Consider the following 13,419-nt stretch of genomic DNA (forward strand, 5'->3'; position numbering starts at 1 on the left):
GAATTATTTCTGAACATGGGTTTCGTTAACGATTGGCGTCCGGCGCTACGGTGACCACCGAACCATTTCGGTTTACGGTCAGGTCGGAGGTGCGGGCCAGGGCCATCAGCAGCACATCCACGTCTTCGCTCGGGACGGTGCCGGTGATGCGGATGTCGGCCAGTTGCGGCTCCTGAAACTGGAGCGTCAGCCCGTAGGTTTCGGACATTAGCCGCGCAACGTCGGCCAGCGACGTTTCATTGAAAACCAGCCGGTGTTCTTTCCAGGCCGTTTCTTCCTTCGGGTCTACCTGCTGGCGGCGTACCAGCGCGGGTTTGTCGGGTTGGGCTTCTTTTTTCACTTCTACCGACTCGCCCGGCTTCATGTCGATTACCTGGTCCTGGCCGTTCAGCATCAGCCTTATCTTGCCGGAAGAAAGCACCACCCGGGTAGCCTCCTGCCGGTCCGAGACGTTGAACTGGGTACCTTCGACTTCCACCGTCAGTTTGTCGGTATGGACCCGAAAATGGCGTTCTCCCCTGCCAATGGGCCGATGGGCTACCGAGAAAAAAGCTTCTCCTTTCAGCCAGACGGCCCGGGGCATTTCGTCGGACCAGACGCGGGCGAAGCGCAGTTCGCTGTTGCCGTTCAGCGTCACCACGGAGCCGTCCGGCAGGGTCACCGTCTGCGAGGTACCGTAGGAAGTCCGGAACGTCTGCATCGCCTGCGACCACTGCGTCCACAGCATCCAGCCCAGAAAAAGCACGATTCCGGCGGCGGCTCCAACGGAGCGAAAGAAATACCAGCGGGCCACAAAGCTCTGCACATCGGGCTGTAAGGGCTGCAGTTCGGGCATCTCCTGAATGGAAGTCCGGATGCGCCCCCACAAGGACCGCACTTCGTCCCCGGCCAGTACCTCCCGGTCCGGCTGAGACGCTATCCGCACCAGCTGACGGGCCGTTTCCACGGTATCCCGGCGGTTCGGATGATACAACAGCCAGCCCTCCCAGAACGAAGCCACTTCGGCGTCGTCGGGGTGCTGGACCCAGCGGACGAACAAATCGTCCGTGGCCAGCTCCTCGGCGGTATAGGCTGAGAAGTGCTTCATTTTTTAGTATTCTTTGGGGGTTGATGTTGTATTTTTAAGGGCAAAAGTGAGACGTCTCTTTCATCTACTTGTACCCGGTCCAATTTTAGGCGCAATAGCCGGGCCGTCTCCCATACTTTCGGATTTAATTAAAATTTTTAAAATAATTTACCCTTTCTAAAATGCTGATTTTAAGCTTGTAGTACACGAAACTTATAGTTATTTTTCCTTACTTAGCGAGCTGGATTAAAAAAGGCTTAATATTTTTCGGGCCTCCGCGCAGGGCCGGTCGTACCCGACTTCAGCCATTCTTCACAGACCGGTAGCGCCCCGCCGATATCCTTGTTTACTTAATCGGTTCATAACTCCGTTTGACCAACAACTTGTATGCAGCTCACGATCCAAAACCTGTCCAAAACCTACCCCAACGGGGTCAAAGCCCTCGACGACGTTTCGCTCACGATTCCAACCGGCATGTTTGGGCTGCTGGGGCAGAACGGGGCGGGCAAATCCACCCTGATGCGCACGCTGGCGACGCTCCAGGACGCAGACAGCGGCTCGGCCTTCCTCGGCGACATCGACGTGCTCAACCAGAAAGATGCCGTTCGGCGGCTACTGGGTTATCTGCCCCAGGAATTCGGGGTTTACCCGAAGGTAGCGGCCGTGGACATGCTCGACCACCTCGCCATTCTGAAGGGAGTGACCAACGGCAGCCAGCGGAAGGAACTGGTCAACGCCCTGCTCCAGCGGGTGAATCTCTACGAACACCGCAAAAAAGCGGTGAGCAGCTACTCCGGGGGCATGCGGCAGCGTTTTGGCATCGCCCAGGCACTTATCGGCAACCCCAAACTCATCATCGTCGACGAACCCACGGCGGGCCTCGACCCCGGCGAGCGCAACCGCTTCTACAATCTCCTTTCCGAAATCGGCGAGAACGTCATCGTCATCCTTTCGACCCACATCGTTCAGGACGTCATGGAGCTCTGCAACAACATGGCGATCATTCACAAAGGACGGGTGTTGTACAGCGGCTCTCCCGGCACCGCGGTGGATCAGCTGGAGGGCAGCATCTGGGAAAAGTCCATTACCAAAGCGGAATTGCCGGAATACCAGAAGCAGTTTACCGTCATTTCGAATAAACTCGTGGCGGGCAAACCGCTGATTCACATTTACAGCGACGACGTTCCCGGCCCCGGCTTCCACCCCACCCGCCCGGACCTGGAAGACGTGTTTTTCTCCATGATTGAAGGACATACGGAGTTAATGAATAATGAAAAATGAATAATTAAAATGAATCGCGGCGGAAGGTAATGAACGCTGCGCGTCTCGTGTTTAGGAAGCCTCCTGGCCACATCCCTACTCCATCCTTCATTATTCTTTTTTCATTATTCATTTTTCTCTGGCTCCATGTTTCGTCATATTTTTACCTTCGAACTCCGCTATTGGCTGAGGCAGCCGATGGTGTATATTTTCATGCTGCTGAACCTGCTGCTCTTTGCCTGGGCAGCGGCCGACGATGACCTGAGCATCGGCGGCTCGTTTGGCAACATCTACAAAAACGCGCCGTACGTCATTCAGAACCAGTACGTCACCTGGTGCATCTTTGCGCTGCTGATGACCACGGCCTTTGTGCAGAACGCCGCCCTGCGCGACTTCAGCTACAAGACCAGCGGCATTGTCTTTTCGTCGCCCATCAGCAAAATGGCTTACCTGATGGGCCGCTTCTGGGGCTCGTTCATCGTCTCGCTGATTCCGTTTCTGGGCATTTCGCTGGGCATCATCATCGGAACGGTCATCGGTCAGACGTTCGACCTCATCGAACCCGACCGCTACACGGCCATCGACTGGGCCGCGCACCTCAAGGGCTTTCTGGTCTTTGCCGTCCCCAACACGTTCATTACCGGGGCCGTCATTTTTGCTCTGGCCGCCCTGACCCGCTCGACGCTGGTGGCGTTTGTGGGGGCTATTGGTTTTCTGGTCGCCTACCTGACGGCCAATAGTTTTCTGAGCGATATCGAAAACGAAAAACTGGCGTTCTACGTCGATACGTTCGGGGCACGGCCGTACGAACTGCTGACGAAATACTGGACGGTCAGTGAGAAAAATACGCTTTCGGTCGGCTTCGACGATCCCATGATGCTGCTCAACCGGGCCATCTGGCTGGGCTTCGGGGTGCTGGTGCTGGCCTTTACGTATGTCCGGTTCTCGTTTACCGAACAGACCGCCCGGAAGCCGCTGCTGCGGGGCCGTCGCTGGCTCAATTTCCGGCGCGAGGAAGAGGCAGAGCACTTCATTTATTCCCCGCTGGCGGCTTTGCCTCCGGTGACGCAGCACTTCGACGCCCGGGCCCGGCTGGTGCAGCTCTGGCGGATGACGCGCACCGACTTCCGGGGCGTCGTGACCGGCACCGCGTTCATCGCCATTCTGATTCTGGGTCTGCTCAACATGGGTTTTCAGTTGCGGTATGCCGGCAAAATGTACGGTCTGAGCTCACACCCGGTCACCTACAACGTCATCGGGCTCATCCGGGGCACGATGTACCTGTTTCTGATTACCATCATCATTTTCTATTCGGGAGCCATCATCTGGAAAGAGCGGGATGCGGACCTGGACCAGATTTATGACGCCACGCCGCACCGGACCTGGACCGTTTTTGTGGCCAAACTGCTGTCGATGACGGGCATCGTCGCGCTGATTCTGCTGTTCTGCATCGGCGCGGGCGTCGTGGCGCAGGCCGTGCAGGGGTACACGCACTTTGAACCGGGGCTTTATTTTACCGAATTTTTCCTGATCGACCTGCTCAGTTTCATTCCGCTGATGGTCCTGTCGATGCTGGTGCATACGCTGGTCAACAATAAGTACCTCGCGTTCTTTGTCTTTGTGGCCGTGCTGTTCGCCAATTCGAGCATCTGGGGGCCGCTGGATGTGGTTTCCAACCTTGCCCAGTTCAACGCGCGACCGAATTACACCTACTCGGACATGACGGGCTACGGCCCCTACCTGACCTCCTATGTCTGGTTCCGGCTGTACTGGTCGCTGTGTACGGCGATGCTGGCGCTGGTCGCGATTCTGTTCTGGATACGCGGCCGCGATACGGCCTGGCGCAGTCGGCGGCGGAATGCCCGGCTGGCTTTCAGCGGTTCGGGGCGGCTGCTGTTCTTCGGGCTGCTGGCGACCTTCGTGCTTTGCGGCGGCTTTATTTTTTACAATACGAAGGTGCTGAATACCTACCGAAGCGAGGACGAAACCGAGGAACTGCAGGCCGGTTATGAGAAAAAGTACAAAAAATACCAGGGCCGCCCGCAGCCGCGCATCGCCGACGTGAAGTACCGGATCGATGTGTATCCGGAAGAACGAAACCTGCTGGTCGAAGGGGATTACGTGCTGGTCAACCGCAGCAGCTTCCCGATTGACTCCCTGCACATCAAGCTGCCCACGGAACACGAATACACCCTGAAAACGGACCGCGGCGAAAAACTGCTATTGAACGATGAGGAGGTGCTGTACCGGATTTACCGACTTTCGCCCGCCCTCGCACCCGGCGACTCGATGAAGCTGCACTTCACGGCCAAACGCCTCCAGAAAGGCTTTGAAAACGAGGTTACGTTCGTCAAACAGGTCAACAACAACGGTTCGTTCTTCGACAATACCGACTTTGCGCCCCAGATCGGCTACCAGGAAAGCTACGAGCTGTCGGACAAAACCACCCGCAAAAAGTACGACCTGAAGGAAAACGACCGGATGCCGCCCCTGCGCCGCAACTGCACGGACGCCTGTCTAAACACCTACCTGAGTAACGATGCCGACTGGGTGATGGTCGAAACGGTGATCAGCACCTCGCCGGACCAGCTGGCCATCGCGCCGGGTTCGCGCCTGAGAGAATGGCGCGGAACCGACCCGGCGGGCAAACCCCGTCGCTACTTCCATTACCGGCTCGACCACCCGTCGATGAACTTCTATTCGTTCATTTCGGCCCGGTACGAGGTGGCCCGCGAGAAGTGGAACGGCATTGATATCGAGGTGTATTATGACAAAAAGCATCCGTATAACGTGCCGAACATGATCCGGTCGATGAAAAAGTCGCTGGCGTATTATACCGAAAACTTCGGCCCGTATTACCATAAACAGGCCCGGATCATCGAGTTCCCGCGGTACGCCACGTTTGCGCAGGCGTTTCCCGGCACCATGCCGTATTCCGAAAGCATCGGCTTTATCGCCAAAATCGACCCGGAAGAGGATATCGACATGGTCTACTACGTGGTGGCGCACGAAATGGGGCATCAGTGGTGGGCGCACCAGGTGATCGGGGCCGAAATGCAGGGCGCGACGCTGCTTTCGGAGACGCTGGCCCAGTATTCGGCGCTGATGGTGATGGAGAAAGAGTACGGGCGCGACCGGATGAAGAAGTTTCTGAAGTACGAAATGGACAGCTATCTGGAATCGCGGGGAGCCGAGTCGAAGCGGGAAGTGCCGCTCGAACGGGTGGAAAACCAGGGCTACATCCACTACCGGAAAGGCAGCGTGGTGATGTATTACCTGAAAGAAATGATCGGCGAGAAAGCGGTGAACAAGGCCCTGCGGGAGCTGGTGGCCAATTACGCCTACCGCAGACCGCCCTATCCCAACGCCTACGCCCTGACGGACCTGCTCCAGAAGGCCACGCCGGACTCCCTGCAATACCTGATTACCGACCTGTTCCGGGAGATGACCATCTTCAACAACCGGGCGCTGGCCGCCAGTTCTAAAAAGCGGCCGGACGGGCAGTACGAAGTAACCGTGAACGTCCAGAGTGAGAAGTTCCGCGCCGATTCGCTCGGCCGCGAAACCCCGGCCACGCTGAACGACTGGATCGACGTGGGCGTCTACGGCAAACCCGCCGAAGGCAAAAAACAGGGCAAACTGCTCGCCATCCGCCGCGAACGGATTCGGAAGAAAGAAGGCAGGTACACCTTCCTCGTCCGGGAAGAACCCTACGAGGCGGGAATCGATCCCATCAACTTCCTGGTTGACCGCCTGCCGGAAGATAATCTGAAGAAAGTGTCCGGGCTGTAAGGTGAGTTTAACCACGGAGGGACACGGAGGTAAGCACCGCAGCGTCCCTTCGTGGTTAAATACGTTTCGCCACCGGAAACGTCATCCGAAAGTCCTCTACCGCCATTACGGCCAGCGGGCGGATGCGACCGATCTGGGGAAAATAAGCCGACTTAACAGACATATCCTTCACCGAAACGAGCTGCCCTTTTCCGGAAGCGACCGGCCGGGTAAGCAGCATTTCTCCCCGCTTCTTCTGCAGCAGTCGAAAGAGCGGCATCAGCTTCGTGGAAACCGGAAAACGCGGCCCCCAGGGCTTCACCAGCACATCCAGAAAATTGACGCCGTTGGCGCTGACCCGGTACCGGCGCGTCCCATCCGCATTGTGAACAATGGCGAAATCGGCCAGTTCTTTGGGTATGCCCCAATTTTCGAACCCGTTCCAGACGCTGTCGTAGGTCGAGACGTAGATCTTGCTGATGGACAGTCCCCACTTCCCGCCCAGTTTGAAAAGACCCGGAATAAAAAGCAGCTCCCGGTACGGCCCCACCCCCGACGTGTGGTAATCCACCAGCATCACCGCCCCCATCACCCCTTTGTACGCGCCGCGTTGGTACTCCGCCAGAAACCCATTTTGCCGGACAAAAGAAGCCGGAAAATGGGCGACGAAAACGAGGCCGTCGCCGGTTAACTTCCAGGGTGCGGGGGCGATGAAGTCAGGAGTCATAGGGTTTTGGTAAAGAGTTAAAATTGGAAAATCAGGGCCCGCCGGAAACCAGACCGGACGGCAAGCCCTGACTTTTTACGGGTAACCATCAGCTTTTGGCTTCCTTCCGGGCTTTGCTGGCGGCTTTGGTATTGGCCGCCCGGGGCTTGCCCGCCCGCGAAGCCGTCTGCTTCTTCACATTCGTAGCCTTTTTTTCCTCCGGCGAAAGCTTGTCCCACGCCTCTTTGGGCAGGTAACGGGTCGTTCCGCCCTTGCGGTCCGCCTCCTTGCCGTCCGAAGTCTGCCAGTCTTCGTCCGTCCACTTCTGGAGGCTTTTCTGCGATTCCGTTTTTTTGCTGCTGTGGTAGCCGCCCCCCGCCTCTTCGTATTCTTTTTTCAGCAACTGGGCCTTCCGGGCGCTCCATTGTCCGGGCTTGCCCCCCTTGTCGCCTTCCATGATTTTATTTTTCAACTTCTCCCGGAGGGCCAGATCCGTGTAGTTGGAGTCATCCTTTTTCGAGGATTTTCGGGCCGCAGGACTTTTGGAAGCCCCCTCCCCGGATATTGATTTTTTAGCCTTCGCTGCCGGTTTCTTTTCAGCGGCTTTCTCGGTTTTCGCTGCCATAACGTTGCTCAAAAGTTTGCGGATAAACGGTTTGTTTAATCAAATGTTACCGCCCGTTTACCCGCAGGCTATAGTTGCCCTAACCTTTACCGCTGCGCGAAGTTTTGTTGATAGCTGAACTTTTACCCAATGCCCCTGCGATCCCTGCCCTTTGTTTTCCTGCTCCTGACCGGCCGTCTGAACGACCTGAATGCCTGCTCGTTATCGGACTCGCTGATTACCGCGCCCGCCGAACCGATCACCAAAGTCCGCTTTGTCGCCGATACCGACCAGCGATTTTTCTTTTTCCGTACGCCCTTCGGCGACCGGTCCGGACCAGATGCGTTCAACATCTGGGGCATCCGGGCGGGGCTGCTGTTTCCCCGGAAGTACAAGCTGGGACTGGGCTATTATGTCGGCCGCCAGCTTTTCAGTCGCCCGGGGATTGTTCCGGAGCCTTACACCCGGCTGACCCGCCGCCTCAGCTACCTGACGGCGTATTACGAGCCCTACCTTTTCCGGCGCAAATTCTGGGAACTGAGCGTGCCGGTCGAGGCCGGTTTCGGAACCGTGCGGTACGACAGTTTCAATTACCCCAACCAGGCCCGGACCCGGCGACGGGGCTATTTTGTGCCCACCGGAGCGGCCCTTTCCCTTTCTCTGAAGTTTCCGGAACTGCGTCGGCTTCGGGCGCTTCGCTGGTTCGGAGTCAACTTCATCGGCGGTTATCGGGTCGTTCCGTACGTGCAGTCTACCGATTCCCAACTCGGCTACAACGGCTTTTTCTACTCCATCAGTCCGGCTTTTTTCCTCGACCGGTTCACGGTAGATTATAAGAAATGGAGAGCCCGCCAGAAAACTAGTCGGCCAATAGAATAATAATTTTTGCTGAAAAATTTAAACTATTTCGATACAGATTGTTATTTTTAGACTTATCCCGTTCACGCACAAACACTTACCTTATCCTATGAATACGTCTGTATCCGCGATGGAAACCATTCGCACCGACCTGCAGCCCCTGTCGACCCTGGTGGATTTCTTCTATTACTGGGAAAAACAGCAGCCTCACAAGGTTTATCTGCGTCAACCCGTCGGGGACCGCTTCATCGACTTTACCTGGGGTGAAGTGGGCAGGCAGGCAAGGGTAATGGCTTCGTACCTGAACTCGCTGGGATTACCTCCCAAAAGCAATATCGGGCTGGTTTCCAAAAACTGTGCTCACTGGATCATCGCCGATCTGGCTATCCTCATCAGCGGCCACGTGTCCGTTCCGTTCTACCCGACGCTGACCGGCGAGCAGCTTCAGCAGGTTCTCGAACACAGCGGCTGTCCGGTCCTGTTTGTGGGCAAACTCGACAACTGGAAAGGCATGAAACCGGGCGTTTCCCGGGAAATTCGCAGCATTTCGTTTCCCAATTACAACCCCGATCCGGACCATGTGCAGTGGGACGACATCATGGCTGAGTACGACCCGATGACCGACAGCCCGCTGCCCCGGATGGAAGACCTGTTTTCGATTGTGTACACCTCCGGCACCACGGGCAATCCGAAAGGGGTGATGATGGATTACCGGGCGATGGCCGCCGCCATCGAGCGCACCAAAGGGCTGGTCCGGTATGACGTGGAAAATCCGCGTTTTTTCTCGTATCTCCCGCTTTGCCACGTCGCCGAGCGCAATATTGTCGAGGCGACCAGCCTCGGAACGGGCGGCACGGTGTACTTTGCCGAATCGCTGGACACCTTTTCGAAAAATCTGGCGGCGGCCCGTCCCACGCACTTTCTGGCCGTACCGCGCATCTGGACAAAATTCCAGCTGGCCATTCTGGCCAAACTTCCGCAGCCGAAGCTGGACCGGCTCCTGAAAATTCCGGTTGTTTCGAGTCTGGTGAAGGCAAAAATCCGGAAGTCGCTGGGCCTCAACGACGCTGAACTAATTCTGACCGGGGCCGCTCCCATGCCCATTTCCCTGATTCAGTGGTTCCGCCGGCTGGGCATTCACATTCAGGAAGCTTACGGCATGACCGAAAACATGGGGGCCGTGTCGATGATGCCCCGGGACCAGATGAAGGACGGCACTGTCGGGAAGCTTTACCCCGGCATGGAGGTCAAAATTGACCCGGCGACGGGAGAAGTGCTGACCAAAGCCGACTGGCTCATGCGAGGTTACTATCGCGAACCCGAGCTGACGGCGGCCTGCCTCCGGGATGGCTGGCTCCATACCGGCGACGTGGGCGTGCTGGACGACGAAGGTTTTCTGCGCATCACCGGACGGGTGAAGGAAATGTACAAGACGTCCAAAGGCGAGTACGTGGCTCCGGCCCAGATCGAGTTCGGGTTTGCCGACAACAAGCTGATCGAGCAGGTTTGCGTGGCCGGACAGAGTCTGCCGCAGCCGGTGGCGCTCGTCGTCCTGTCCGATCTGGGCCAGCAGGCCGAACGTAACCTACTGGTAAACAGCCTGGAAGAAACCGTGAACACCCTCAACGCGCGGCTACACGCCTACGAACGGGTGAAGAAAGTCGTCATCGTGAAAGAACCGTGGACGGTCGATAACAACCTGATGACCCCCACCATGAAGATCAAGCGGAACATCATCGAAACCCGCTACGAACCCCACATGCCCATCTGGTACGAACGGGAAGAAACGGTGATCTGGGAGGTGTGAAATGGGTTTAAAAGTTTAGGGTTTATAGTTTATGGTTGCTCTGCCTCAATGCGAATAGAGAGGCGAAGCAACTATAAACCATAAACCCTAAACCTTAAACTGTTTTATACCCTAAACTTTGCAAAAGTCCGGACGGCTACGGGACGCTTAGTTCTTAGCCAGTGCAACACGGTTGATTTGTGTTTTCAGCTCGAACGTTTGCGTGAATTTCCGGTCACCGGCGGCGACTTCGAAGACGTAGGTGCCGTCTGCCAGGGGCGACAGGTCGAACACTTTGCCGTTGAGCGAACTCAGAGCGCTCTTGTACAGGATTTCGCTGGCGTCTTCCGAACGAACCAGCACCATCACTTTGCTATCGACCTGGTCGGCCAGCGTCAGCCGGAACTTGGTACCGCCGAAAGTTTCGATGGTCACGTTCAGTTTCGGAGCGGCTTCCGTTTTCTTCGGCTTATCGGCGCGGGTAGCGGCCGTAGCGGGCGTCATCAGACCAAGACTTGCTACCACCAGCGTCGCCAGGGTCAGCATCATGTTTTTTGTGAAAGAATTATTCGTTTTCATATCTATTTCAGGTTGTATTCAGACTTGTTAAAATTCAATAAGCAAGCAATCTCTACTTTCTTACCGCCGTCTGAACTTTTGCTGCAACAAAGTTATCTACGCTTGATTACAAGTCAATTACCTAATTGTTAACACCTGAAAAGTTGTTCATTTCGTCACCGTTACTCAAGGAATAGTACAACGATTCTCTCTTTGTTACTGGTAATACTTCAAAAAATGAAATGTCCAAAAACGGGCTTCCGGAAGGGGCTTACTTGAATAGGTTCTATTAATCCTGCAAAAAGCAAAAATCCCGGTCCAGCCGGGATTTTTGCTTTATCGTCAAAACGGGTGTTTTACCACAGTTGCTGTGGGTACTGGCCTTCGTCGTGGAGCCGTTTCAGCGATGCCTGCACTGTCGGCTTGTCTTCCGGATACGTGACCCCAAACCATTCGGAGCGGCTGCGGAACACCTTGCAGTGCCCCTGGTTCTGCTGAATGAGGTTCGTCATGACGGTCGGAATGTAAAATTCGGCTTTGGGCAGGTCGAAGTTAGCCCGGGCGTACGCCTCGAACTGTTCACGAACCAGCGGGAAGACCGCCGGCTTGAATCCCCAGAAGTTCATCGAAACGGGCGTTTCGGGCGCAAGCGGCGTGACGCCTTCGGCTTCTTCATAAACGATCTGCCGACCTGCGGCCCCGCCGTCTTTCTCGTAGATCTTGGTCCGCTCGATGACCGAAGCGAGGTTGCCGTTCTCGTCCACCGAACACACGCCGCGCGAAACCGAACCGTTTTCCGAAAGCGTGTTCTTCACTTCGTAGCCCACCAGGGCGTGCAGTTGGTCGTCGGTATTGGTCCGCAGGAAGTCGCCCATCACCTGAAACGCCTCCAGGCCGTAGAAATCGTCGGCATTGATGACGGCAAAGGGCGCGCTGGTCTGTTCCCAGGCGCAGAGCATGGCGTGACCCGTGCCCCAGGGTTTGGTCCGCTGGACGGTTCCGAGGTCGGCGGGAACGTAGGATTGTAGACTCTGGATGGCGTAGTCGTACTCAATTTTGCCTTCCAGCTTCGGCCGGAAAATCTCTTCAAAATCGTCGCGCAGTTCTTCCCGGATGATAAACACCACCTTGCCGAAACCGGCCCGGATGGCGTCAAAGAGAGAATAATCGATGATCGTCTCGCCGTTGGGACCAAACTGGTCGAGCTGTTTGACGCCACCATAGCGGCTGCCCATGCCTGCCGCGAGAATCAGAAGTGTCGGTTGCATTCGTGTGTATGGTTATTATATGATAAAGAGACCTGCTTGCGGTTTTGTCCTTCAAAGGTAAGAGGAATTTTAACCGCAAAGGCCCAAAAACTGACGCAACGCCCCTAAAGAACACTTCCGGACCTTTTCCGGAAACGTCGCCGCCCGGCGGCTTTCCTAACCACTGAATCATTCTTTCAGAAAATTTAATCTCAGAAATGTTCTACAAATAAAATTTTGTCTAATATTGTGAGCAAAACAATAGTTGTTAAAGCAACTATTGAGGATTACACTTCATCAACGGTAAACTGTAGTGCTGCTGACGCCCCCGTTTTTTCGTACCGGAGATTCGGGGGTTTTCACTAAAAACTGAAAACCATGCCGTTTTACCACACCCTCGGCACCATTCCGCCCAAACGGCACACGCAGTTTGAGAAACCGGACGGGACCGGCCTTTATTACGAACAGCTTTTCGGCACCATCGGCTTTGATGGCATGTCGTCGCTGCTGTACCACGTTCACCGCCCGACGATGGTGCGGGAAGTGCTGGAAAGCGTGGACATGACGCCGCGTGTGGCCGTCGAGAAAAACATGCTCTCCCGGAAGCTCATCGGCTTCAACGTCGAACCGGCGGACGATTTTATCCGGAGCCGGGTGCCGCTGCTGGTCAACCGGGATGTCGTGCTCGGTCTGGCCGCGCCCCGGCAGTCGATGACGGATTATTTTTACAAAAACGCCGATGCCGACGAGATGCTGTTTGTCCACAAAGGTTCGGGCCGCCTCCGGACGCTGCTGGGCACCATCCCGTTCGAATACGGTGATTACCTCGTCATTCCGCGGGGGATGATTTACCAGGTGGAGTTCGACACGCCGGACAACCGGCTGCTGTACCTCGAATCGCACTCGCCGATTTATACGCCCAAACGCTACCGCAACCACTTCGGGCAGATGCTCGAACACGCGCCGTTCTGCGAACGCGATCTCAAGCGCCCGCAGGACCTGGAAACGCACGACGAAACGGGCGATTTTCTGATGAAAATCAAAAAACAGGGCTCGCTCCATTCGCTGGTTTACGCCTCGCACCCGTTCGACGTGGTGGGCTGGGACGGGTACAATTTCCCGTACGGCTTTAATATTCAGAACTTTGAACCCATTACGGGCCGCGTTCACCAGCCGCCGCCGGTACACCAGACCTTCCAGACGGACACCTTTGTGGTCTGTTCGTTCTGCCCGCGCCTGTACGACTACCATCCGAAGGCGATTCCCGCTCCCTACAACCATTCAAACATCGACTCCGACGAGGTGTTGTACTACGTAGACGGGGATTTTATGAGCCGCAACGACATCGCGCAGGGCCACATCACGCTGCATCCGGGCGGGATTCCGCACGGGCCGCACCCCGGCGCAATGGAACGGAGCATCGGCAAGAAGGAAACGCAGGAATACGCCGTCATGGTGGATACGTTCCGGCCGCTGATGCTGACGGAAGAGGCCATGCGCCTCGACGACGGCAAATATTACAAATCGTGGCTGGAGTAACACGGACCAAAAGTTCGCATTCAT

The 13,419-nt window shown here is 56.1% G+C and carries 10 protein-coding genes; 5 read left to right on the forward strand and 5 right to left on the reverse strand.

The features are described from left to right. Positions 1-25: 25 nt before the first annotated feature. A complete protein-coding gene (locus ORG26_RS06380; RefSeq protein WP_266367737.1) occupies positions 26-1,087 on the reverse strand; it encodes a FecR family protein in 1,062 nt (353 codons plus the stop codon). Positions 1,088-1,453: 366 nt separating this feature from the next. Here ORG26_RS06380 and ORG26_RS06385 point away from each other — a divergent pair, with 366 nt between their 5' ends. Further along, positions 1,454-2,347: an ABC transporter ATP-binding protein gene (locus ORG26_RS06385; protein ID WP_266367739.1), complete on the forward strand. Its 894-nt coding sequence runs from the start codon at positions 1,454-1,456 to the stop codon at positions 2,345-2,347. Between the two features lie 126 nt (positions 2,348-2,473). Continuing rightward, positions 2,474-6,118, forward strand: a complete 3,645-nt coding sequence (locus ORG26_RS06390; RefSeq protein ID WP_266367740.1) for a M1 family aminopeptidase — start codon at positions 2,474-2,476, stop codon at positions 6,116-6,118. 55 nt (positions 6,119-6,173) lie between these two features. On the opposite strand, the gene ORG26_RS06395 is transcribed toward ORG26_RS06390, so the two are convergent. Continuing rightward, positions 6,174-6,824, reverse strand: coding sequence for an acetoacetate decarboxylase family protein (locus ORG26_RS06395; protein ID WP_266367741.1), 651 nt, complete (start codon positions 6,822-6,824; stop codon positions 6,174-6,176). Between the two features lie 88 nt (positions 6,825-6,912). Then, a complete protein-coding gene (locus tag ORG26_RS06400) occupies positions 6,913-7,428 on the reverse strand; it encodes a hypothetical protein (RefSeq protein ID WP_266367743.1) in 516 nt (171 codons plus the stop codon). A 129-nt stretch (positions 7,429-7,557) separates the two neighbouring features. On the opposite strand from ORG26_RS06400, the gene ORG26_RS06405 reads away from it, so the two are divergent. Then, positions 7,558-8,286 (forward strand): hypothetical protein, encoded by a 729-nt coding sequence (locus tag ORG26_RS06405; RefSeq protein WP_266367745.1) that lies wholly within the window; start codon positions 7,558-7,560, stop codon positions 8,284-8,286. An 88-nt stretch (positions 8,287-8,374) separates the two neighbouring features. Then, the gene (locus ORG26_RS06410) at positions 8,375-10,072 is read left to right on the forward strand and encodes an AMP-binding protein (protein ID WP_266367746.1); all 1,698 of its coding nucleotides are present in this window, start codon (positions 8,375-8,377) and stop codon (positions 10,070-10,072) included. Between the two features lie 147 nt (positions 10,073-10,219). Here the strand turns inward: ORG26_RS06410 and ORG26_RS06415 are convergent, their stop codons facing one another. Beyond that, positions 10,220-10,630, reverse strand: coding sequence for a hypothetical protein (locus ORG26_RS06415; protein ID WP_266367747.1), 411 nt, complete (start codon positions 10,628-10,630; stop codon positions 10,220-10,222). A 335-nt stretch (positions 10,631-10,965) separates the two neighbouring features. Continuing rightward, on the reverse strand, positions 10,966-11,877 hold the full coding sequence (locus ORG26_RS06420; RefSeq protein WP_266367748.1) for a nucleotidyltransferase family protein: 912 nt from the start codon (positions 11,875-11,877) through the stop codon (positions 10,966-10,968). Positions 11,878-12,234: 357 nt separating this feature from the next. Here ORG26_RS06420 and ORG26_RS06425 point away from each other — a divergent pair, with 357 nt between their 5' ends. Continuing rightward, positions 12,235-13,395 carry a homogentisate 1,2-dioxygenase gene (locus ORG26_RS06425; RefSeq protein ID WP_266367750.1) on the forward strand — a complete coding sequence of 387 codons (1,161 nt, stop codon included), beginning with the start codon at positions 12,235-12,237 and terminating at the stop codon, positions 13,393-13,395. The last annotated feature ends 24 nt before the right edge of the window (positions 13,396-13,419 follow it).

The organism is Tellurirhabdus rosea (assembly GCF_026278345.1).
GTDB lineage: Bacteria > Bacteroidota > Bacteroidia > Cytophagales > Spirosomataceae > Tellurirhabdus > Tellurirhabdus rosea.

Excerpts from the sequence above, each read along its gene's own strand:
- ORG26_RS06425 (WP_266367750.1), top strand. The coding sequence starts at position 12,235 with ATGCCGTTTTACCACACCCTCGGCACCATTCCGCCCAAACGGCACACG.
- ORG26_RS06390 (WP_266367740.1), top strand. The coding sequence starts at position 2,474 with ATGTTTCGTCATATTTTTACCTTCGAACTCCGCTATTGGCTGAGGCAG.
- ORG26_RS06405 (WP_266367745.1), top strand. The coding sequence starts at position 7,558 with ATGCCCCTGCGATCCCTGCCCTTTGTTTTCCTGCTCCTGACCGGCCGT.
- ORG26_RS06410 (WP_266367746.1), top strand. The coding sequence starts at position 8,375 with ATGAATACGTCTGTATCCGCGATGGAAACCATTCGCACCGACCTGCAG.
- ORG26_RS06415 (WP_266367747.1), bottom strand. The coding sequence starts at position 10,630 with ATGAAAACGAATAATTCTTTCACAAAAAACATGATGCTGACCCTGGCG.
- ORG26_RS06400 (WP_266367743.1), bottom strand. The coding sequence starts at position 7,428 with ATGGCAGCGAAAACCGAGAAAGCCGCTGAAAAGAAACCGGCAGCGAAG.
- ORG26_RS06380 (WP_266367737.1), bottom strand. The coding sequence starts at position 1,087 with ATGAAGCACTTCTCAGCCTATACCGCCGAGGAGCTGGCCACGGACGAT.
- ORG26_RS06385 (WP_266367739.1), top strand. The coding sequence starts at position 1,454 with ATGCAGCTCACGATCCAAAACCTGTCCAAAACCTACCCCAACGGGGTC.
- ORG26_RS06395 (WP_266367741.1), bottom strand. The coding sequence starts at position 6,824 with ATGACTCCTGACTTCATCGCCCCCGCACCCTGGAAGTTAACCGGCGAC.
- ORG26_RS06420 (WP_266367748.1), bottom strand. The coding sequence starts at position 11,877 with ATGCAACCGACACTTCTGATTCTCGCGGCAGGCATGGGCAGCCGCTAT.